Origin of the sequence: Pseudooctadecabacter sp., from assembly GCF_020627745.1 — a bacterium.
GTDB lineage: Bacteria > Pseudomonadota > Alphaproteobacteria > Rhodobacterales > Rhodobacteraceae > Octadecabacter.
Window position 1 is genome coordinate 138,013 of sequence record NZ_JAHDGE010000002.1, and the last position, 21,225, is coordinate 159,237.

Below are 21,225 nucleotides of genomic sequence, written 5' to 3' on the forward strand. Positions count from 1 at the left end.
ATTTGCGGGTAGGGTAGGAAAACGGGCACTCTTGCCTATATGCTGTCTGTCCTGACCGGAGACCTGACATGGAACGAATTCTGAATATGATCCTGCGTCGCCTTGTAAATATGGGCGTCAATCGCGGCATTGATGCAGTGGCCAAGCGGGGTCGCGGCAAGGGCCAGACCACCCAGCAGGACCGCGATATGGAACGTCAGGGGCGGCAATCTGCCAAAAATATGCGTCAGGCGTCCAAAGTTATAAAACGCCTTAACAGGTTCTGAATTCCGGCTTAGCGAAATCTTCACGGGCTGTGGGTCATAAGTCTCACGACATCAAACGTGAGGGTTATTGTGACACAGTCTGCCATTGGTCGTTTTGACGGCCCTCCGATCAATTTCATCCGGCTGGCGCTGCGGGCGCGGGTGCCGCTCTCCATTGTTACGATGGTCTGCGGGGCGCTGGGGCTGATCACCAGCTTCGCTGGCGTTGATATTTTCCTGCAGCCGCTGGATGGACGGTCCGCGACCCATCCGATCACCGGTCTGGCCATGATCGGGTTGGGGCTCTGCATTCTGAAAACCCGACGGTTCGGCAAACACGGGCTGTGGCGCATCATGGTGCTGGGCACGATCCTTCTCGTGTGCGCGGCACGGGTGATGGATGCGGTGCTCAGCTGGGGTACAGGCGCGCCGGCGCTGGCCGCTTTGGGACCTGTCGAGGGGTTCAACGGCCGGTTCTCCATCGAATCCGCGCTGACGATTGGTGCCTTTTCGGTTGCGACCCTGGTCCGTCAGGGCAACGGACGCGTGGGCGGGCTGTTTCTGGTGGCCGGTCTGGCGCTGGTGTTCACAACCGTTTTGCAGATGAGCTATGGATTGGTTTTTTTCAACGGCGACGTGGGTGTTCTGACGTTTCTCGGCCTGTTGTCAGCCTCTCTTGCGATGTTGTCGATCTATCTGCACCGCCCGTTTGTGCGGGTGGCGTTCATGATGGGTGACATTGGTGTGCAGACGCGGGTGATGGTGGTGTCTATTGTGCTGATACCATGGCTGTCCGGTTTGGGACTGACTTGGTCAGGCGCGATGGAGGGCGAAACTCATGCCGCCGCCATGATTTCCGTCATCACCTGCGCAATGCTGGCGATTTTGCTGACGACATCGGCCCGTCACGAGGGATCGGTGGCCGCAAGGCGGCGGGCTGCGCGGGAACTGGCGTTGTTCGACCGTATTGATCCTGTGACAGGCGCGTTGAACCGGTTCGGCATGACCGAGGTGGTGGAAGGGTCTTGGGTTGATTTCCGCAGCTCCGGCGCGCAGTTCGGAATGATCCTGATGGACGTGGATTATTTCCGCAACATTGACGCGACCTTCGGTGCGGGGGACCCTGATGCGGCGCTGGAACGGGTCGCGCAATCCGTGCAGGGTCAGTTGCGCGGCACCGACGCCCTCGGCCGCTGGGGCACTTCGGAATTCCTGATTCTTCTCAAGATCAAAGAGGTTGGCAATATTGATATCGTGGCGCGCAGGCTGCGCGCGGCGCTGGCCGATGTGACAGGTCCGTTTTGTGCCGGGTTGACGATGCAGCCGGCGACCTTGGATATCCCGCTGGGGATCAGTGACATGCGTGAGACCGATGACGCACCCACGGCGGCCATCATGCGCGCAGATCAGAGCCTTGGTCTTTCCAGACTTGACGAAACCTCAACGGTGCCGGTTATGGAGTTTGAGGAGGATGACGTCTTTGTCTTCTCGCCTGATGCAACGATGTCGGATGAGGAGCAGTTTGCGCGGGATGCGGCGCTGGATATGTCAAGTGAGCCCGAGGAGGACGACAGCAAGGATGTGCAAGCGGCGTGATCAATGCGCCGAGGCGAAGTGTTTGGACAGTTTCAGACCCTGACCCTGATAGTTGGATTTGATCTCACGCCCGTAAAGCGCCTTTGGCGTCTCCGACATGGTTTCATAAACCAGTCGTCCCACGATTTGCCCGTGCTCTAGAACAAAGGGCGCTTCATGGCAGCGAACCTCAAGGACGCCGCGCGATCCTTGACCGCCCGCACCGTCCCAACCGAAACCTGGATCAAAGAAACCCGCGTAATGGACCCGAAATTCGCCGACCATGGCCAGATAGGGGGCCATTTCGGCCGCGCAATCGGGGGGGATCGCAATCGCCTCACGGCTGACGAGGATGTAGAATGCACCGGGATCAAGGATGATGCGGCCATCGGTCGTGCGGACCTCTTCCCAGAAATCGGCAGGATCGTAGTGATTGACCTGCGCCAGATCAATCACGCCGGTGTGGGGTTTCGCCCTGTACCCGACCAGATCACCGTCATCGGGGCGCAGATCCACTGAGAAGCCCAGACCGTCGGAAATGACGGCTTCTCCGTTCACGATCGGTGTCCGGTCATGGAGCGACCGCAGGTCCGCATCCGACATAATCGTCTTGCCACATCGAAAGATGATCTGGTTCAGCATCAGCCCCGGCCGGACCAGAACCGAAAAAGAGCGCGGGCAAATCTCTACAAAGAGCGGGCCGGTATAGCCATCGGGAACACGGTCGAATTCCACCCCCCTGTCAGTGATGATCCGCGTCAGCAGATCAAGCCGCCCGGTCGAGGATTTTGCACTGGCTGCGGCGGTCATGCCTTGGGGCAGGGACAGCGCCTCCATCAGGGGAACCACATAAACACAGCCCTTTTCGAGGACCGCGCCGCCGGTCAGGTCAATTTCGTGCATGGTGAACTGGGCCAGCCGGTCCGCGACCGTGTGATCCTTGCCGGCCAGAAACGACGCGCGCACACGGTAGGCCCGTGCCCCCAACCGCAGATCAAGGGAGGCCGGCTGAACCTGTCCTGCCGCAAGCGGGGCCGTGGCGGAGATGCCGCCCTCCGTCAACAACTGCGAAATCTGTGTGTCGGACAAAACGCCTGTTTTCATCGGATCATCGCCTTTCGCCCCAACACCGGACAGAAAATCGCCCGCCAACGCATCAGCGCGGCGGGCGGTTTTTCATTGGTCGGGCTAGCAGGACTCGAACCTGCGACCTTCCGTCCCCCAGACGGACGCGCTACCAGGCTGCGCCATAGCCCGACTTGAGCGCGTTCATACCGGAAATGTCCGCTGGGGCAAGGCGTAAAACGCATGATTCTTCGCAGACTAGCGGGTTTCGATCCGGCCACGCAGAATGCGCATCCGGTCCAACAAGGGCGCAATGGCCCCGGCCTGTGCCGCCAGACGGGCCGCCGGTGCATCCCGCAGCAGATGAAACAGCCGTGCGGGGGCTTTGCTGTCGCTGTCGGAGGGATCGTCAGGCAGGGAAGGGGCGGCCGCGCTAACAGGGATATCAGCCGTGTCCGGTCCTGAGGGTGCCGGATCGTCAGGCGCTGTCGCCACATCGACGGGGGCTTCGGCGGTGTCTGTCGCGGCAGGCGCGGCATCCGGCACGTCCGTGTCTTCGGATGATTTGGGCGCGAGATTGAGCGTGACCGCAGGGCCCTCGGGTTTCGGGGCCAGGGGCACAACATTGGTGATGTTTACCGTGGCCTCGGGCGGGGTCGGCGCGGGGCCCGGTGCGTCAGCTGTGGACGGCGTGACATCCTGCGGGGCATCGGACAACAGGCCCGCACCCATGGCCGAGACGGATTTAACCCCTTGTTCGCGAATGAGTTTTTGCGCGCCCTTGATGGTCATTCCATCTTCGTGCAGCAGCTTTTTGATGCCGGCCAGAAGATCGACATCGGCGGGGCGGTAATACCGCCGCCCGCCCGCGCGCTTCACAGGCTTCACCTGCGCGAATTTGCTTTCCCAAAAACGCAGCACATGGGCCGGAACATCCAGCGCGCCGGAGACTTCGGAAATGGTTCGAAAGGCATCGCGGGATTTCGACATGAACCCGTCCTTTTGCCTGATTAACGTTTGTTGCCAGCCGCGACGCGGTCTTTCATGAGGTGACTGGGCCGGAAGCTGAGGACCCGGCGCGGGGTGATCGGCACCTCTTCACCGGTTTTGGGGTTTCGACCTACGCGGGCGGCCTTGTCGCGGATCGAAAAGGTCCCGAAGGACGAAATTTTGACGCTGTCGCCTTGGGCCAGGGAATCCGACATATGGGTCAGCACAGATTCGACCAGATCGGCGCTTTCGTTTCGGGACAGGCCCACTTCCTGATGTACGGCATCTGCCAGGTCCATCCGCGTCAACGTCTTTTCGGTCATTGTATCCCCCTCTGGAATTCCGACAACCTTAGGCAGACCGCAAAAAGAGAGTCAATAACAACGGGTTGTCAGGCGCCGTTGACAGCTACCATCGCAAGACGACAGCGCCCCACGCCAGCCCGCCGCCGATCGCTTCGGTGACCAGCAGATCGCCGGGTTTGATCTGGCCGCGTTCCACGCCGACGGACAGCGCCAGCGGAATGGACGCAGCGGAGGTGTTGCCGTGGTCCTGCACAGTCACGATGACCTTTTCCATGCTGAGGCCGAGTTTTTTGGCGGTGCCCTGAATGATGCGGATATTGGCCTGATGGGGGACGACCCAATCCACGTCGTCATGGGCCACGCCGGCCTTGTCGAGGGCGGTCTGCGCGGTCGAGGCGAGCTTTTCGACCGCCTGCCGGAACAACGCATTGCCCTGCATCTTGATAAAGCCGGTCTGCTGGCTGACCATGCCGCCGTCCACGTAAAGCATGTCACGGTGGCGCCCGTCGGAATTAAGATCAACACCAAGGATGCCGCGGTCCTGCGCTGTGCCGGTGCCTTCCGTCGCCTCAAGCACCAGCGCGCCTGCGCCGTCACCAAAGAGAACACAGGTGCTGCGGTCGGTCATGTCGAGGATGCGCGAAAAGGTCTCGGCCCCGATCACCAGCACACGGCGCGCCTGACCGGACAGGATCAGCCCCTGCGCGTTGCCCAAGGCAAAGACAAAGCCCGCGCAGACCGCCTGCACGTCGTAGGCAAAGCCACGTGTCATGCCCAGTTTCTGCTGGATCATCGTGGCCGCCGACGGGAACGTCAGATCAGGGGTGGATGTGGCGACAATGACCGCGTCGATGTCGTCAGGGGCCAGCCCCGCCATGGCCAGCGCGTTTTGCGCGGCTTTGGTGCCCAGATCCGAGGTGTATTCGTCGGGCGCCGCAAAATGCCGGCGTTCGATGCCGGACCTTGTGCGGATCCATTCATCACTGGTGTCGACGAGGGCTTCGAAGTCCGCGTTGGGGACCACCCGGTCAGGCAGGTGATGGCCGACGCCGGTGACGGTGGCGCGAATGGTCATTGGTGTCAGGTGTCCTTGCTCGCGCCGGTGTCCAGCTTGTCTTCGTCCGGCTTATCTTCCGTTGCGTCATCTTGCGCATGGACGGCGGCGGATGCAACCCGCGCGGCCAGCTTGTCGGCAAAGCCGGAACGGCCAAGTTGGGCGGCCAGATCAAGGGCCGCACGCACGCCGGTGGCGTCGGCTGAGCCGTGGGATTTGATGACGGTGCCGTTGAGGCCCAAAAAGACGCCGCCGTTGACGCGGCGGGGGTCGATTTTCTTTTTCAGACGGCCCAGCGATGTGGCGGCCAAAAGGGCGGCGATGCGGCTGAAAGGCGTGGCTTTGAAGGCGCTGCGCAGGCTGTCAGAAATGAAATTGGCGGTGCCTTCGCCGGTTTTCAGCGCCACATTACCGGTGAAACCATCGGTGACGATCACGTCCACGCGGGCGGAGGGCAGATCGCCGCCTTCAACGAATCCTACATAGTCGAAATCGCCCTTGGGGGCGGTGCGGGCGATCATTTCGCCTGCGACTTTCAGTTCCGCCCGGCCTTTGTGGTCTTCGGTGCCGACGTTCAAGAGCCCGACACGGGGACGTTTGAGGCCCAGACCGTTGCGCGCGTAGGATGCGCCCATCAGCGCGTAGGTCAATAAATCCTCTTCATCCGCACGAATGTCCGCACCGGCATCCAACATCACGTTGAATCCGGTGTCATTGCGGGACGGCCAGAGGCAGGCGATGGCAGGGCGGTTCACGCCTTCGGTCTTGCGCAGACGGATCATCGACACCGCCATCAACGCGCCGGTGTTGCCGCAGGACACACAAACGGCGGCCTTTTTGGCGCGCACGGCCTCAACCGCGGACCACATGGAGGTGGTTTTGCCATGGCGCATCACGTGGGAGGGTTTGTCGGTCATCGACACGACATCTTCGGCGTGCACGATTGTCACGCGGTCGGTGATTTTCTTTTTGTCCAGCAAAGGCTTAAGCTGGTCTTCGGGGCCATGAAGCAGGACGTGGACATCCGCCGCACCACCCAGAAACAGCGCAAGGCCCGCAACCACTGGTGCGGGCCCTTGGTCGCCGCCCATGGCGTCGACCGATAATACAAGTGTGTCAGCAGTTGGGTCAGCAGCGCTCATCGGTATTCCCCTTGAGGTCCGACCCTAGGGCTTATGCTGCGTCGTCGTCCAGATCAATCTCGTCGGCCTGCGCCACAACTTCACGATCTGCATAGGACCCGCAGGACGGGCAGATGTGGTGGGGGCGCTTCAGTTCACCGCAGGAGGGGCATTCGTTTGGGTTTGCACCGTCCAGAGCGTGGTGGGACCGGCGGTTGTTCCGGCGGGATTTGGAGATTTTATTCTGTGGGACAGCCATGTCGCAACCTCGGGTAGGGGGCCATTGGTCTCGGGTGGCCCGTGTGAATTTCGGTTTCAGACCTGCGTTTCGCCGGTCGTTCGGGCGGCTTTAGGATAAATCCCACCGCCTGTCGAGACGTGATCTGAAAGGAAGCGCGAACATACTGCGATTCCTTTATTTGGCAAGCGGTTTTCGGGCGGTGTGACGGGACGGCGTTACCCCTTGTCATCGTCCTTTGTTTCAAGGCTGTCGCGCAGGGCAGCAAGGCCGGCAAAGGGACGCGCGTCTTCGTCCGTCATCGCGGCCTTGCCGGGTTCGGTATAATTCACCACGCCGACCTCTGCCCCGTCTTTACGCGGAAATGGGGGCAGGGACAGCGCCAGCGCCTCGGCCATGACCTCAATAAGGTTCAGGGTCTCGGGGAGGGGTTCTGTGGTGTCGTCTTCGGGCATTTCGACCTCTGCGCCGTCGGGGTCTTCGTAGTGGGCCGAATAGGTGCGCAGGATGTTTTCGTCGATGCGCGTGGTCACAGGTTCGAGGGTGACAACGCAGGCCTGCTGGACGGTCGCGCCCAATGTGCCCTCAAGCCGCCAGTCGGTTTTGCCCATGGGGATAAGGTCGCCGTCAAGGCGCAGCTTGCGGATTGTCAGCACGTCCAGGGCCTGCGCCAGGTCTGCACGGGCGGCGGCATCCGGTTCGATCTGGATATGCGTGCGCTTGCGGCTGGGCAGGTCCGACAGGCGGACAATGTGGCGGGGACGGTCGGACATGTGCGGCAACCCTTGAAAACGGCGGTGTCTTGGCTGTAAATGCGTCAAACGCCGCGAAAAGCCAATGCAAAAGCATCGGCGCGCGCAGGAGGGGTGAGCATGACACGAACAGGTCGCATGATCCGGGCCACATTGGTGGGCACGGCGCTGTTTATGGCCGTAGGCTGCACCACGATGTTTCGCAATCACGGCTACGCGCCGACGGACGACCAACTGGCCGAGGTTCTGGTGGGCGTGGACACCCGCGACACGGTGGCCGATGTGATCGGGCCGCCCACCGCTGCCGGTGTCAGCGATGGCGGTGATTTCTTTTACGTGCAAAGCCGGTTCCGTCTGTATGGCCCGCTTGAGCCGCGCGAGGTGGACCGTGAGGTTGTGGCGATCCGTTTTGATCCAGAAGGCGTCGTGTCCAATGTGGAACGGTTCGGGCTTGAGAACGGCAACGTGGTGCCCTTGTCGCGCCGCGTGACGCAGGACAATGTGCGCGACACCACTTTCCTGCGGCAGCTGTTCGGGTCCATCGGACGCTTCAATGCGGGCGATTTTCTGGGCGACGGATAAGTGCTGCGTCTGATCTGAAGGGGCCGCATGTGGCAAAGGATCAGCCTGTTTCACCGATAGAGGCCTTAGCGCGGGGTGGCTATGTGGCGCGTTTGGCTGCGTCAGATGCCGATGTGGCCGCCTGCCAGCGGCTGCGCCATTTGTGTTTTGTCGAAGCTGCACGGTTGCCTGTGCGGGACGCAGGTCTGGATGTGGACCGCTTTGACGACGCGTGCGACCATGTGTTGGTTGAAGACGCCACGGGGCGGTTGGTCTGTTGCTGCCGCGTGCAGGTGTTTGCCACCCTCGGGGCGATGCAGCAGGGCTACACCGGCCAGTTTTACGACCTGTCCGATTTGGATGTGCCGGGGCCATATGTGGAACTGGGCCGCTTTTGCGTGGCCCCCAATGTGATTGATGCGGATGTGGTGCGGCTGGCATGGGGGATGCTGGCACGCATTGTGGATGCGTTGGGGGCCAAACTGTTGTTCGGCTGTTCGTCCTTTTCCGGTCTTGATGCACGTGCTTACGCCGACTGCTTTGACCTGCTGGCCGCGCGCCACCTGTCGTGCACCGTGGGTGTCAAAGCCGCCGAGGTGGTGCGCTTTGCGGCGGATGCAGGACCCGTGCGGGACCGGCGCGCGGCACTGGCCTTGGTGCCGCCGTTGCTGCGGACCTATCTGTCCATGGGCGGCTGGGTCAGCGACCATGCCGTGATCGACCGAGAGATGAACACATTGCATGTGTTCACAGGGGTCGAGATTGAGCGCGTGCCGCCTGCGCGCGCCGCAGCTTTGCGCGCTGTGGCGGGCCGGGCATAAGGCGCCTGCGGCGGGCGGGTGCAAAATTTTGAAAGAAAATTTTGCGGGTGCGCTGACGATAGGGAGGTAAGTGGGGCAGACCGGCCCTCCGGGGGGAGTTGTTTTGGCCAAGATGAAGGGGAGCCGTCGCCCTTTTGCGGTTGAAGTGCCCAGATCGCGGGGCTAGCTGACACCCATGGCACGCGCACCTTTGTTACAAGCATCCGAGATTTCCCTGACCTTCGGGGGGGAGCCCGTATTCGACGACCTGTCGCTGGTGGTCCAACCGGGCGACCGGGTGGCGCTGGTGGGGCGCAACGGGTCGGGCAAGTCGACCTTGTTGAAGGTCATGGCAGGCTTGGTTGAACCGGACAAAGGCAGCGTCGTGGCCGCACCGGGATTGAGCGTGGGGTATATGGAGCAGGACCCCACGATGGAAGGTTGCGCGACCTTGGGCGATTATGCGGCCTCGGGGTTGGACATCAGCGAGGCGTGGCGCGTGGATGCTGTGGCCGAGGGGCTGAAATTCGACCCCGCGCGCGACGTGTCCGTGGCCTCGGGCGGGGAACGGCGGCGTGCGGCGCTGGCGAAACTTATGGCCGAAGCGCCGGGGCTGATGCTGCTGGATGAGCCGACCAACCATCTGGATATCGAAGCGATCCGCTGGCTGGAACGCGAGCTGGGCCAGACCAAAGCGGGTTTTGTTCTGATCTCACACGACCGGGCGTTTTTGAACGCGCTGACCCGTGCGACGCTGTGGATTGATCGCGGTGCGGTGCGGCGGCAGGAGAAGGGATTTGAACATTTCGAGGCGTGGCGCGACAAGACGTGGGACGACGAAGACATGCAGCGCCACAAGCTGAACCGTAAGATCAAGGCGGAGGCGCGCTGGGCCGTCGAAGGGATTTCCGCGCGCCGTAAACGCAATCAGGGCCGTGTGCGGGCCTTGCAGGATTTGCGCGCTGAACGGGCGGGGCAGATCAAACGGCAGGGCACTGCGGCCATGGCGTTTGAGGCGGGGCAAAGTTCCGGCAAGAAGGTGATTGAGGCGTTCGGCCTGACCAAAGCATTCGACGACAAAACCATCGTGCGCGGCTTTGATCTGACCGTGCAGCGCGGCGACCGGGTGGCCTTTGTCGGCCCCAATGGCGTCGGTAAAACGACCCTGATCAAGATGCTGCTGGGCGAGGTGTCGCCCGACGCGGGATCGGTCAAACACGGCACCAATCTGGACATTGCCGTCTTCGATCAGGCGCGCGCGCAGCTGAACCCTGAGACCACCCTGTGGGACAATCTGACGACAGACCCCAGCATGGCCGTCAGCGGCAAGGCCGACCAGATCATGGTGCGCGGCCAGCCCAAGCATGTGGTGGGCTATCTTAAGGAATTTCTGTTCGACGAACGTCAGGTCCGCGCCCCGGTGCGGTCGCTGTCGGGGGGCGAAAAGGCGCGGCTGTTGTTGGCGCGGCTTATGGCGCGGGAATCCAATGTCCTGATCCTGGACGAACCGACAAACGATCTGGATATCGAAACACTTGATCTGTTGCAGGACCTGCTGGGCGACTACCCCGGCACGGTGATGCTGGTCAGCCACGACCGTGATTTCATCGACCGCGTGGCCACCACGACCATTGCTATGGAGGGCGGCGGAAAGGCTGTGACCTATGCAGGCGGCTGGTCCGATTATCAGGCCCAACGGGCCGAGGACATGCCAACGCCCGTCAAGGCCGATGCGCCCAAACCCAAGGCGGAAAAGGCGGCCCCCGCGCAGAAATCCGAAGGTCTCAGCTTTACCGAAAAGCACCGGTTGGCCGAACTGCCCGCCGTCATTGAACGGCTGGAGGCGGAGATCGCCAAGCTTGAGGGTCTGATGGCCGATCCGGAGTTGTTCACGCGGGAGCCGGTGAAATTCCAGAAAGCGACCGATGCTTTGCTCGAACGGCAGGGCAAACTGGCGCAGGCCGAAGAAGAATGGCTGATACTGGAAGACAAGGCGGGCTAGGGCTTCGAAGGGGGAAGACATGTCAAAACTGACTTGGACAGGTCTGATCGGGGCGGCCTTTATGGCGCTGTGTTGCTTTACGCCTGTTTTGCCGGTTGTTCTCGGGGGGCTTGGCCTGACCGGAGTTTTGGCCGTGGTCTATACCGACGCGGTTTTGTTGCCGCTTCTGGCGGGGTTCGTGGCCTTGGCGGCCTACGGGGTCTGGCGCGGAAAGACGCGAGGTTGACGATCCGTCAGTCAGCGCGGGCCTTCTCGGCCACCTTCACCTCATCCCATAGGGCGTCCATTTCAGTCAGGTCACTGTCCGCAGGGGTTTTGCCTCGGGCGGCCAATGCGTCTTCGACGCCTTCGAACCGGCGTTGGAATTTGGCGTTGGCGCGGCGCAGGGCGTCTTCGGGATCGACGTTCAGGTGCCGTGCCAGATTGGCCATGACGAACAGCAGATCGCCCACCTCTTCGGTCAGGGCGTCTTGGTTCAGGATATCGCGAGCCTCAACCACCTCGGCGGCTTCTTCGGCGATTTTGTCGATCACATGGCCCACGTCCGGCCAGTCAAACCCCACCCGCGCGGCCCGTTTTTGCAATTTCAGCGCGCGCAGCAGGGCAGGCAGGCCCACGGCCACACCGTCAAGCGTGCGGGTTTCGGCGCGCTGGGCGCGTTCGGCGGCTTTGATCTTTTCCCAATCGGCGGATTGCTGATCGGGCGTTTTGGCATTGCTTTCGTCCCCGAAGACATGGGGGTGACGGGCGACCATTTTGTCCGACATGGTGCGCGCCACGTCCGCAAAGGTGAAATGCCCCGCGTCCTTGGCCATTTGCGCGTGGAACACGGATTGAAACAGCAGATCGCCCAATTCGCCACGCAGATCATCCATATCGCCACGGTCGATGGCATCGGCGACCTCGTAGGCCTCTTCAATCGTGTAGGGGGCGATGGTCGCAAAGGTCTGTTCCACATCCCACGGGCAGCCGGTGTCGGGGTCGCGCAGGGCCGCCATGATCGCCAAAAGGCGGTCCATTTGCTGGTCGTCTTGCGTGGCGTGGATCAAGTCATCGGACATATTGTGGCGCATCCCCGTTGGTGTCACAGTGACGCTATCCACCCCCGCCACAGAGGTCCAGCCGATGCCCGTGATTAACCGAATTGCCAGCTATGCCGACGAGATGACGGCCTGGCGCAGGCACCTGCATCAGCACCCTGAATTGGGCCAGCAATGCCATGAAACGGCTGCCTATGTGGTTGAACGACTGCGGGAGTTCGGGATTGACGACATTCACGAAGGTGTGGCCATTTCCGGCGTCATCGCGGTGATCGACGGGCAGGAAGACGGGCCCACCATCGGCCTGCGTGCGGATATGGATGCGCTGCCGATTGCCGAGACGACGGGGGCCGACTGGGCCTCAACCCGACCCGGAAAGATGCATGCTTGTGGCCACGACGGACACACAACGATGTTGCTGGGGGCTGCGAAATATCTGGCGGAGACGCGCAATTTCGCAGGCCGCGTGGTGCTGATCTTTCAACCGGCTGAGGAAACCGGCGGAGGGGCGGAGCTGATGGTGGAGGAAGGCGTTCTCGACCAATTCGGCATCCGCGAGGTCTATGCGTTGCACAACGCCCCCGGCACCCCTGTGGGGCAGTTCTACACCACGCCGGGGCCGATCATGGCCTCGGTCGATACCTTCCACGTGGACATCAAGGGGGAGGGCGGCCACGGTGCCTATCCCCATGAGACCCGCGACCCGATCCCGCCTGCGCTGGCCATCGCGCAGGCCATGGGCACCATCGTCAGCCGTAACCACTTCGCGCTTGATGAACTGGTGGTGTCGGTGACGATGATCCATGCGGGCACGGCGGACAACGTAATTTCGGAAGATGCCTATTTGGGCGGCACCGTGCGAACCTTCGACCGGCAGGTCAAAGCCATGGTCAAACGCCGGATGGAGGAGATCGTGGCAGGCCATGCGGCTGCGTTCAACGTTGAGGCGACGCTGCGGTATGAGGAGGGCTATCCGCCTACGGTGAACACGCCGGACGAGACGGTATTTGCCGCTGGTGTGGCCCGCGAAGTCGCCGCCGAAGGCATCGTCCGCGATGACGCGCATCCCGAAATGGGCGCAGAGGATTTCGCCTATTTCCTAGAACACCGTCCAGGCTGTTATCTGTTTGTGGGCAATGGCGATACGGCGGGTTTGCACCAGCCCAATTACGATTTTGACGATGCGACGTCGCCCTATGGCGCGTCGTTCTTTGCGCGCATCGCAGAGCGCGCGTTGCCACTGGGACCAACCAAGGGGGACAGCTGATGGCGTTGGAAGATGCACGCGGCCAGATTGATCTGGCTTTCACCCGCAATGACCTGAAGGGGGCGGCTTTTGAGAACACCTTCGGCGGTGCCACGTCCTTCCTGCGGCGCAAATACACCAAGGATTTGAAGGGGGTCGATCTGGTTGTGACCGGCGTGCCTTTCGATCAGGCGGTCACCAACCGGCCCGGCACCCGGTTCGGCCCGCGTGCCATCCGTGAGGCCAGCAGCCTGCAACCCTACGATCCGCCCTACGGCTGGGGCTTTGACCCGCTTGAGGATTTCGCCATCGCGGACTACGGCGATCTGGCCTTTGACTATGCCAATGTCGCGGCCACGCCCGCAGCGATTGAGGCGCATATCGCGGGGATTCTGGCGCAAGGGCCTGGGACGGTGACGCTGGGTGGAGATCACTTCATCACCTTGCCGATCCTCAAGGCCTATGCGGCGAAATACGGCCCGCTCGGGATTATCCAGTTCGATGCCCATTCGGACCTGTGGGCCGACGACGACATGGACCGCGTGGATCACGGGACGTTCATGTACAAGGCCGTCAAACTGGGTCTGGTGGACCCCGCACGGTCGGTGCAGATCGGCATTCGCACGGAATGCGAGGATTATCTGGGGATCGAATACCTTGATGCGCGCACCTGCCATGAGAAGGGCAGCGATTGGGTCGTGGCCCGCACCAAGGAGATCGTGGGCAACGGCGCGACCTATGTGACCTTCGATATTGACGCGCTGGACCCCGCCTTCGCGCCGGGCACAGGCACGCCCGTTTGGGGCGGTTTGGCCAGTTGGCAGGCCGCAGCCATGCTGCGCGATCTGGCGGGGATCAACATGGTGGGCGGCGATGTGGTCGAAGTCTCGCCGCCCTATGACACCACGGGGGCCACGGCCATCGCGGGCGCGCATGTGGCGTTTGAACTGTGCTGTCTAAACCTTTGGAACAAGAGGTAAAACATGGATTTTAACCAGCCCGTATCCGGCAATGATCTGCCCCGTTTTGCAGGACTTCAGACCTTTATGCGCCTGCCGGATGCGCCGGACGCCGAAGGTCTGGATGTGGGGTTTATCGGTATTCCTATGGACATCGGCACCTCATGGCGGTCGGGCACGCGCTTTGGGCCCAAACAACTGCGTCAGGAAAGCGCGATGATCCGGCCCTACAACATCCAGACCGGTGCGGCACCTTTTGACAGTTTGCAATGTGCCGATCTGGGCGATGTGGCGGTAAATACGTTTTCGCTGGCCGATAGTTTGTCCATTATTCAAAAGACTTACGAGGATATCTTAAAGCATCCTGTCATCCCCATGGGGCTGGGCGGTGATCATTCGATGACCTTGCCGATCCTGCGCGCCATGGCCAAGACACACGGGCCTCTGGCGCTGGTGCATGTGGACGCCCATGCCGATGTGAACGACGAGATGTTCGGGGAGCGTGAAACCCACGGCACCGTCTTTCGGCGCGCTTACGAAGAAGGGATCATAACCCCCTCAAAAGTTTGGCAAATCGGGCTTCGTGGCACAGGCTACACGGCGGAGGATTTCACCGAGGCTGCGGGCTGGGGCTTCAATCAAAGACTTGCATCAAGTCTGTGGCACAAGCCCTTGGATACGCTGGGAAAAGAGATTGTAGAGAGTATCGGAGACCAGCCCTGCTATATCACCTACGACATTGACAGCCTTGACCCCAGTTTCGCGCCGGGCACGGGCACGCCCGAAATCGGCGGGCTGACCACGCCGCAGGCCATGCAGCTGATCCGCGCTTTGCGGGGGCTGAATGTAGTGGGCTGCGATCTGGTCGAAGTCTCACCGCCTTATGATCCCAGCGGCAACACCGCACTTGTGGGGGCGAATATCATGTTTGAAATGCTCAGCATCTTGCCAGGTGTGAAATACCGCTAAGTCTTCACGGCGAAAGCATCAAAGGAACCCCATCAGTGACGTATATTTTATATATCCTATTCGGCCTGTTGGCTGCGGTTCTGGCCCTGATGGCCTATGTGCGGTTTGCGCCCCTCAACGGTGCAGCGTGGCATGAGACGAATGTGCCGATGATGGAACCCGGCCAATACCCCGCCGAGGGCAGTTTCATCGAACAACGCAGGCTGGACGGCGATGGGCGCGATGTGCTGGCGCGGCTGGATGCGATCATTCGCGACACGCCGCGAACACAACGGGTGGCCGGATCGGTCGAGACCGGCAAGATTACTTACGTGACGCGCACGCGGCTGATGGGCTTTCCTGATTACACGACGGTCACCTTGATGCAGTCGCCTGATGGCACCGCCTCGACCCTACAGGTCTACGGGCGGCTGCGGTTCGGCAAGGCCGATCTGGGCGTGAACCGCGCGCGCATTGAGGGTTGGCTGGCCGCGCTTGACGCGGGCCGCTAAGCGGGTAGACCGTTCCCCATGATACCCACCGACAGAATGCAGCAGATCACGGAACGGTTCGAGTTCCTCGAGGCCCGGATGGGCGAGGGGCTGAGCGGCGAGGATTTCGTCGCCGTCAGCCGCGAATACGCCGAATTGCGCCCCGTGGTTGAGGTCGTGCGCGGCTACCGCGATCTGGTGGAGGAAATCGACGGGGCGGAGGCGATGTTGTCCGACCCCGAGATGAAAGAACTCGCCGAGATGGAGCTGCCCGATCTGCGCGCCCGTCTGCCTGAGGCTGAACAGGCCGTCAAACTGGCCCTGATCCCGCGCGATGCCGCCGATGGCAAACCTGCGCTGTTGGAAATTCGCCCGGGCACCGGCGGGGATGAGGCCGCCTTGTTCGCCGGTGACCTTTTGCGCATGTACACCCGCTACGCCGAAGCGCGCGGTTGGAAGTTCGAAATCCTTGAGCAAAGCGAAAGCGAGCTGGGCGGCATCAAAGAGGTCACGGCGCGCATTGCCGGCGACAACGTCTTTGCGCGGATGAAATATGAAAGTGGCGTGCACCGTGTTCAACGCGTGCCCGAGACCGAAAGCGGGGGGCGCATCCACACCTCTGCCGCGACTGTGGCCGTGTTGCCAGAGGCGGAGGATGTGGATATCCAGATCAACCCGGGCGACATCCGCATCGACACCATGCGCGCCTCAGGATCGGGTGGGCAGCACGTGAACACCACCGATTCTGCGGTGCGTATCACCCATATTCCGTCCGGCATTGTCGTCACCAGTTCCGAGAAATCCCAACACCGTAACCGTGAGATCGCGATGCAGGTGCTGAAGACGCGGCTTTATGATGCGGAGCGTCAAAAGCTGCATGATGAACGGTCGGCGGATCGCGCATCGCAGGTGGGGTCGGGCGACCGGTCCGAACGCATCCGCACCTATAATTTCCCCCAAGGCCGCATGACGGACCACCGCATTAACCTGACCTTATACAAACTGGATCAGATTATGCAGGGTGATCTGGATGAGGTGATGGATGCATTGATACAAGACGCGCAGGCGGCGGCTTTGGCCGAAATGGGGGAGTGATCCGTCTTTGGCGTTGGATCATCTCAATCGTGCGCCCCGTTAAGGTCGATCCTAACCCAATGACCGTGCAACAATCCCTTGCGGCAGGAACAGCGATCCTCAATCAAGCGGATATTCCGGATCCTGCCCGCGATGCGCGGCTGTTGATGGCGGCCTGCCTTGGCGTAGAGGCGGGGCGGCTGACCTTGCACGTCCAAGACGATATGGATGCCGCGGCTGAGGCGGTGTTTATGGCCGATGTTCAACGCAGGGCAGGTGGCCAGCCTATGTCACACCTGCTGGGCTACCGCGATTTCTGGTCCTACCGGTTCAAGGTCACGCCTGACGTGCTGGACCCGCGCCCGGAAACGGAAACCTTGATCGAGGCCGCTTTGGCGCAGCCATTCGACAGCGTCCTTGATCTGGGCACCGGATCGGGCTGCATCTTGCTGACGCTTCTGGCCGAACGGGGCGGGGCCACGGGGATTGGTGTTGATGCGTCACCCGCCGCGTTGCGCGTGGCCGAACAAAACGCAGCGGCTCTGGGCGTCGCGGACCGCTGCGCGTTGGAGGTCAGTGATTGGTACGCCGCCGTCGGCGGCACCTTTGATCTGATCGTGTCCAACCCGCCCTATATCGCGGCAGGTGAGATGTCCGGCCTTGCGCCCGAGCTGTCCCATGAGCCGCGCATGGCCCTCACGGATGAGGCTGACGGGCTGTCATGTTACCGCATCATCACCGCCGGAGCGCGCGCGCATCTGGTGCCAGGCGGCTGGCTGATGGTTGAGATCGGACCGACCCAAGGGGCGGCCGTGTTGCAGATGTTTGACGCTGCCGGTTTGACAGACGTCCAGAATCGCACGGACCTTGACGGGCGGGATCGTGTTGTCATCGGCCGAAACCCGCAACAAACTGCATAAATTGCCCCCAATTTGAAGAATCTACTTGCGATTGACCGGCGGGGCGGCATAGTCAGGCGTGTCGACACTAAGGCGCAGGCCCCTGTAGACGCAGCCAGAACATCGCAGGCATCTGACAGGTTTCACACGAGGTGGGACCGGGCCGCGACAAAGACGTAAACTGGAACCCATTGCATGAAGTCTTCTCGGAACCGTTCGCGGAACAAGAACCGCAACAACAATCGTCCCTCTGGCGGCAATATCGTCAACCGTGTGTTTGACAGCTCCGGCCCCGAAGGGAAGGTGCGCGGGACGCCCCAGCAGATCATCGAGAAGTATAACCAACTGCACCGCGATGCGGTCCTGTCCGGCGACCGCGTGAACGCGGAAAACTTCGCCCAGCACGCCGAACACTACACGCGGATGCTGGCCGAGGCGCAAAAGGAAATTGACGCCAAGCGCGAACAGCAAGAGGCCCAGAACCGCGAACGTCAGGCCGAACGCGACCGCGAACGCGCCGACCGTCTTAAAGCGCAGGAAGAGGCCGCTGCAGGCCAAGACAACCCGTCCGACACCCAAGACAAGCAACCGGCCCAAACGGCCGATGCAGACAGCGGATTGGTGGAAACCCCCGAAGAAAAGCCCCGCAAGAAACGCACCCGCAAGCCAAAGGCGCGGCCCGATCAGCCGCCTGAGGGCGACGCTGCCCCCGAAGCGGCTGAGTAAGCTTCAAGGCCCCCAGTGACGGGGGCCTTTTTTGTTTATGGGGCTACAGTGCCGCCTTCAACGACCGTGCGAGCGCGCAAAACCGTTCCAGATCAATCTGTTCGGCCCGGTCCGTAGGCTTTATGTCAGCGGCAGCCAGATGCGCTTCGATATCGGGGCTCAGCCCTTTGAGCGATGCGCGCAGCATTTTGCGGCGCTGGTTGAAAGCCGTGGCCGTGACATGCTGCAACATCTTGGCGTCCGCAGGGTAGCGTGGTTCGGGCAGGGCGGTCAGATGAACGACGGCGCTGGACACTTTTGGCGGCGGTGAGAACGCCTCGGGCGGCAGGTTCAACACGATCCGCGCATCGGCGCGCCACTGCGCAAGGATGGCCAACCGTCCGTAGGCCTTGGACCCCGGTTCCGCCGTGATCCGCTGGGCGACCTCACGTTGAAACATCAACGTCAGACTGTCCCAAAAGGGCGGCCATTGGGGCGGTGTCAGCCAGCGCACCAACAGCTCCGTTCCGACGTTATAGGGCAGGTTGGCGGCCACGCGGATGGGCGGCGTCAGATGGTCGAGGGGGTTGATGTCGAGCGCATCACCGCCCATCACCTCCAACCGGCCCGGATAGGCCTCCGCCACCTCGGCCAGTGCGGCCAGACAGCGCGCGTCCTTTTCAATCGCCACAACCCGCCGCGCGCCTTCGGCCAGCAATCCGCGGGTCAGCCCACCGGGGCCGGGGCCGATTTCCAGCACGTCATGGCCGGAGTTGTCGCCCGACAGCCGCGCAATCTTGGCGGTCAGGTTCAGATCCAGCAGAAAGTTCTGGCCCAGCGACTTTTTCGCCGCCAGCCCATGGGTGTCGATTACTTGCCGCAGGGGGGGAAGGGTGTCGATGCTCATGGGCGTCCTCGTTTCGTTTTGCCCCAAATACTCCCGCCGGAGGCATCCAACCTCACGTCGCGCGCGCCGTGGCCATTTGGGCGGCCATGCGCAGGGCAGCCACCATGGACGTGGCATCGGCCTGACCGGTGCCCGCGATGTCAAAGGCGGTGCCATGATCGGGAGAGGTCCGCACAAACGGCAGGCCCAACGTCACATTCACGCCGCCCGAAAAATCAAGTGTCTTGATCGGGATCAGGGCCTGGTCGTGGTACATGCAGATCGCCGCATCATAGTGCGCGCGGGCGCCTGCGTGAAACATCGTGTCGGCGGACAGGGGGCCTGTGATGTCCAGACCTTCGGCGCGCAAGGCATCCAAGGTGGGGGTGATCAGCTCAATCTCTTCGCGCCCCATCTTGCCGCCTTCGCCTGCATGGGGGTTCAGCCCAGCAACAGCAAGGCGCGGTTTGGCGATGCCGAAGTCGCGGATCAGGGCCGCATGGGTGATCAGGATCGTATCCGTCAAAGTGGCCGCCGACAGTTGATCCGGTACATCGGCCAACGGGATGTGGATCGTGGCAGGCACCACCCGCAACATGTCACAGGCCAGCATCATCACCACACTGTCGCGCCCGGCCAAAGCAGCCAAATATTCGGTGTGACCGGGATAGGCAAAGCCTGCCCCGTCGATCAGCGCCTCTTTGTGAATGGGGGCGGTGCAAAGCGCCGAACATGCGCCCGATTGCACCAGCGACACGCCATCGGCGATGGCATCAATCACACCTTGGGCATGGGCCGCATTGGGCTGGCCCGCCACCCGTGGCGCGCCGAAATCGCGCGCCAGCACCGGAAAATCGGTCGCGGTTGCCGCGTCAGCGGCGGTCGGGACCGCTTGCCATGGCGTCCCCCCGGGCAGGTGGGACGGATCGCCCAGCCAGACCATGGGGAATTCCCCACGACACGCGGCCCATGCGGCCACTGCAATTTCGGGTCCGATGCCTGCAGGTTCCCCGCAGGAGATGGCGATGGGTTGCATCAGTTATAGGTGATCTGGGCAGCCGCGCGCAGATCCGCCAGCAGCGCGTCCGCAAAGGTGCTGAGCCGTTGGGACCGCAACTGGTTGCGGATCGCGTCGCGGTCCTGACCTTCACCCAAGGCAGGCGTGCGCCCGCACAGCATCAGGAACACCAGCGTCTGGCCATCCGCACGGGTCAGCACATAGGACGTCTCACCGGGGTCAAGCTTGGCAAGTTCAATCGCCACATCCTGCGGGATATCGGAGGGGGGCAGAACGTCCCGTTCCAGCTGTTCGGGCGGCAGGTTGCGCGCAATGCCGTAAAGGTCGTCGCAAGTGTCCACATTCGCATCCACGCGGGCCGCTTCGCGCAGTCCCTGATCGGTCAGACCCCCGTTGATATACAGGGCTGCATATTCAATCGCAGCCGGTTCGGCGGCGGCACGGGGCACTTCGCGCACGCCGCGCATCTGGAACAGGGCCACGCCGTTGGTGATGGGGATGGGCGCCGTCACCTCACCCGGGGACAGGTCCAGCAAGAGGCCCCGCAGACCGGCGGGATAATTGGTGATCGGCAACCAGTCCAGACGCCCGCCGCGGCTGCGCGACGGCAGGGCAGAGACGCGGCGCGCTTCGGCCTCAAACGCCGCTGTGGATGTCAGGCGGCTGATGCGTTCGGCAGTGGCAATCGCCTGTTGGGCCCGTGGGGGCGGGGCGGGAATGATAATCTCGCTCAGCAGCACTTCGATCCCAGAGGAGGCATCGGATTGCCCCAGCGCCTGATCAATCTCGGCCTCGGACACCTGCGCGCGGTCGGCAAACCGCGAGCGGATGAAATCGCGCCAGCTGACGTTGACCAGTACGAAGTCGCGGAAGGTTTCTTCGGACACCCCTTGCTGACCCAGCAGGGTGATAAACTGGTCCAGTTCCAGATTGGCGCGACCTGCGAATTCGGCCATAGCCGTGCGCAGACCTTCGTCGGTGATGTTCAGACCCGCGCGGCGCAGGGCGGCCAGTTTGAGGCGGTCCTCGATCAGCTGTTCACGCGCGAGGTCTTCAAGGTTGCCGGGGGTGCGGAAGGCCCGCAGCATGATGACCCGCTGGCTGACCTCGAATTCGCTGATGACGTCGTCATTCACCGTGATGGCGGGGCCGAACTGGGCGGTTGCGGCACAGGGCAGCAACAGTGCGGTTGAGGCCGCGATGGCCCAGACAAGGGCGCGCAGGGGGGTCCGTGGGGTGTGTGTCATCTGG

General features: G+C 62.2%; 24 protein-coding genes and 1 tRNA gene. 13 read left to right on the forward strand and 12 right to left on the reverse strand.

Going from position 1 to position 21,225, the window contains the following annotated elements; translation table 11 throughout:
- Nucleotides 1-68 precede the first annotated feature (68 nt).
- Together QZ653_RS01685 and QZ653_RS01690 are read left to right on the forward strand one after the other, a co-directional pair.
- A complete protein-coding gene (locus tag QZ653_RS01685; protein WP_296417232.1) occupies nt 69-266 on the forward strand; it encodes a hypothetical protein in 198 nt (65 codons plus the stop codon).
- Between the two features lie 69 nt (nt 267-335).
- On the forward strand, nt 336-1,841 hold the full coding sequence (locus QZ653_RS01690) for a sensor domain-containing diguanylate cyclase (protein WP_296417233.1): 1,506 nt from the start codon (nt 336-338) through the stop codon (nt 1,839-1,841).
- Here QZ653_RS01690 and QZ653_RS01695 read toward each other — a convergent pair whose 3' ends face one another.
- The 8 genes from QZ653_RS01695 to QZ653_RS01730 form a co-directional block, all read right to left on the reverse strand.
- Nucleotides 1,842-2,924 carry a 2'-deoxycytidine 5'-triphosphate deaminase gene (locus QZ653_RS01695; protein ID WP_296417234.1) on the reverse strand — a complete coding sequence of 361 codons (1,083 nt, stop codon included), beginning with the start codon at nt 2,922-2,924 and terminating at the stop codon, nt 1,842-1,844. It lies immediately after the preceding gene.
- Between the two features lie 76 nt (nt 2,925-3,000).
- A tRNA-Pro gene (locus tag QZ653_RS01700) sits at nt 3,001-3,077 on the reverse strand.
- 66 nt (nt 3,078-3,143) lie between these two features.
- On the reverse strand, nt 3,144-3,875 hold the full coding sequence (locus QZ653_RS01705; RefSeq protein ID WP_296417235.1) for a MerR family transcriptional regulator: 732 nt from the start codon (nt 3,873-3,875) through the stop codon (nt 3,144-3,146).
- Nucleotides 3,876-3,895: 20 nt separating this feature from the next.
- Nucleotides 3,896-4,198: an integration host factor subunit alpha gene (ihfA, locus tag QZ653_RS01710; protein ID WP_296417236.1), complete on the reverse strand. Its 303-nt coding sequence runs from the start codon at nt 4,196-4,198 to the stop codon at nt 3,896-3,898.
- Between the two features lie 85 nt (nt 4,199-4,283).
- Nucleotides 4,284-5,255, reverse strand: coding sequence for a beta-ketoacyl-ACP synthase III (locus QZ653_RS01715; protein ID WP_296417237.1), 972 nt, complete (start codon nt 5,253-5,255; stop codon nt 4,284-4,286).
- 5 nt (nt 5,256-5,260) lie between these two features.
- Nucleotides 5,261-6,376 (reverse strand): phosphate acyltransferase PlsX, encoded by a 1,116-nt coding sequence (gene plsX / locus QZ653_RS01720; RefSeq protein WP_296417238.1) that lies wholly within the window; start codon nt 6,374-6,376, stop codon nt 5,261-5,263.
- 31 nt (nt 6,377-6,407) lie between these two features.
- On the reverse strand, nt 6,408-6,614 hold the full coding sequence (gene rpmF / locus QZ653_RS01725; RefSeq protein ID WP_296417239.1) for a 50S ribosomal protein L32: 207 nt from the start codon (nt 6,612-6,614) through the stop codon (nt 6,408-6,410).
- Between the two features lie 197 nt (nt 6,615-6,811).
- Nucleotides 6,812-7,366 carry a YceD family protein gene (locus QZ653_RS01730; protein WP_296417240.1) on the reverse strand — a complete coding sequence of 185 codons (555 nt, stop codon included), beginning with the start codon at nt 7,364-7,366 and terminating at the stop codon, nt 6,812-6,814.
- Between the two features lie 99 nt (nt 7,367-7,465).
- Here QZ653_RS01730 and QZ653_RS01735 point away from each other — a divergent pair, with 99 nt between their 5' ends.
- The 4 genes from QZ653_RS01735 to merF all read left to right on the forward strand — a co-directional run bounded on the left by QZ653_RS01735 (nt 7,466) and on the right by merF (nt 10,934).
- Complete coding sequence (locus tag QZ653_RS01735; RefSeq protein WP_296417241.1) at nt 7,466-7,927, forward strand: outer membrane protein assembly factor BamE; 462 nt, start codon at nt 7,466-7,468, stop codon at nt 7,925-7,927.
- Nucleotides 7,928-7,956: 29 nt separating this feature from the next.
- Nucleotides 7,957-8,727, forward strand: a complete 771-nt coding sequence (locus tag QZ653_RS01740; protein ID WP_296417242.1) for a GNAT family N-acetyltransferase — start codon at nt 7,957-7,959, stop codon at nt 8,725-8,727.
- Between the two features lie 175 nt (nt 8,728-8,902).
- Nucleotides 8,903-10,708 (forward strand): ABC-F family ATP-binding cassette domain-containing protein, encoded by a 1,806-nt coding sequence (locus QZ653_RS01745; protein ID WP_296417243.1) that lies wholly within the window; start codon nt 8,903-8,905, stop codon nt 10,706-10,708.
- A gap of 19 nt (nt 10,709-10,727) precedes the next feature.
- Nucleotides 10,728-10,934 carry a mercury resistance system transport protein MerF gene (gene merF / locus QZ653_RS01750; RefSeq protein WP_296417244.1) on the forward strand — a complete coding sequence of 69 codons (207 nt, stop codon included), beginning with the start codon at nt 10,728-10,730 and terminating at the stop codon, nt 10,932-10,934.
- A gap of 7 nt (nt 10,935-10,941) precedes the next feature.
- On the opposite strand, the gene mazG is transcribed toward merF, so the two are convergent.
- Nucleotides 10,942-11,769: a nucleoside triphosphate pyrophosphohydrolase gene (gene mazG, locus QZ653_RS01755; RefSeq protein ID WP_296417245.1), complete on the reverse strand. Its 828-nt coding sequence runs from the start codon at nt 11,767-11,769 to the stop codon at nt 10,942-10,944.
- Between the two features lie 64 nt (nt 11,770-11,833).
- Here mazG and QZ653_RS01760 point away from each other — a divergent pair, with 64 nt between their 5' ends.
- The 7 genes from QZ653_RS01760 to QZ653_RS01790 all read left to right on the forward strand — a co-directional run bounded on the left by QZ653_RS01760 (nt 11,834) and on the right by QZ653_RS01790 (nt 18,091).
- Nucleotides 11,834-13,015: a M20 aminoacylase family protein gene (locus QZ653_RS01760; protein ID WP_296417246.1), complete on the forward strand. Its 1,182-nt coding sequence runs from the start codon at nt 11,834-11,836 to the stop codon at nt 13,013-13,015.
- Nucleotides 13,015-13,974: an agmatinase gene (gene speB, locus QZ653_RS01765; protein ID WP_296417247.1), complete on the forward strand. Its 960-nt coding sequence runs from the start codon at nt 13,015-13,017 to the stop codon at nt 13,972-13,974. The genes QZ653_RS01760 and speB (QZ653_RS01765) overlap by 1 nt, the downstream gene beginning before the upstream one ends.
- Nucleotides 13,975-13,977: 3 nt before the next feature.
- On the forward strand, nt 13,978-14,922 hold the full coding sequence (speB, locus tag QZ653_RS01770) for an agmatinase (RefSeq protein ID WP_296417248.1): 945 nt from the start codon (nt 13,978-13,980) through the stop codon (nt 14,920-14,922).
- A 35-nt stretch (nt 14,923-14,957) separates the two neighbouring features.
- Complete coding sequence (locus QZ653_RS01775; protein ID WP_366933042.1) at nt 14,958-15,413, forward strand: DUF1499 domain-containing protein; 456 nt, start codon at nt 14,958-14,960, stop codon at nt 15,411-15,413.
- Between the two features lie 18 nt (nt 15,414-15,431).
- Nucleotides 15,432-16,487, forward strand: coding sequence for a peptide chain release factor 1 (gene prfA / locus QZ653_RS01780; RefSeq protein WP_296417249.1), 1,056 nt, complete (start codon nt 15,432-15,434; stop codon nt 16,485-16,487).
- Between the two features lie 59 nt (nt 16,488-16,546).
- Nucleotides 16,547-17,386: a peptide chain release factor N(5)-glutamine methyltransferase gene (prmC, locus tag QZ653_RS01785; protein ID WP_296417250.1), complete on the forward strand. Its 840-nt coding sequence runs from the start codon at nt 16,547-16,549 to the stop codon at nt 17,384-17,386.
- Nucleotides 17,387-17,560: 174 nt separating this feature from the next.
- Nucleotides 17,561-18,091, forward strand: a complete 531-nt coding sequence (locus QZ653_RS01790; protein ID WP_296417251.1) for a DUF4167 domain-containing protein — start codon at nt 17,561-17,563, stop codon at nt 18,089-18,091.
- A gap of 43 nt (nt 18,092-18,134) precedes the next feature.
- Here QZ653_RS01790 and rsmA read toward each other — a convergent pair whose 3' ends face one another.
- The 3 genes from rsmA to QZ653_RS01805 are packed head-to-tail and all read right to left on the reverse strand — an operon-like array spanning nt 18,135 to nt 21,221.
- Nucleotides 18,135-18,977, reverse strand: a complete 843-nt coding sequence (rsmA, locus tag QZ653_RS01795) for a 16S rRNA (adenine(1518)-N(6)/adenine(1519)-N(6))-dimethyltransferase RsmA (RefSeq protein WP_296417252.1) — start codon at nt 18,975-18,977, stop codon at nt 18,135-18,137.
- Nucleotides 18,978-19,029: 52 nt separating this feature from the next.
- Nucleotides 19,030-19,992 carry a 4-hydroxythreonine-4-phosphate dehydrogenase PdxA gene (gene pdxA / locus QZ653_RS01800; RefSeq protein ID WP_296417253.1) on the reverse strand — a complete coding sequence of 321 codons (963 nt, stop codon included), beginning with the start codon at nt 19,990-19,992 and terminating at the stop codon, nt 19,030-19,032.
- Nucleotides 19,992-21,221, reverse strand: a complete 1,230-nt coding sequence (locus QZ653_RS01805; RefSeq protein WP_296417254.1) for a peptidylprolyl isomerase — start codon at nt 21,219-21,221, stop codon at nt 19,992-19,994. The genes pdxA and QZ653_RS01805 overlap by 1 nt, the downstream gene beginning before the upstream one ends.
- Nucleotides 21,222-21,225: the final 4 nt, after the last annotated feature.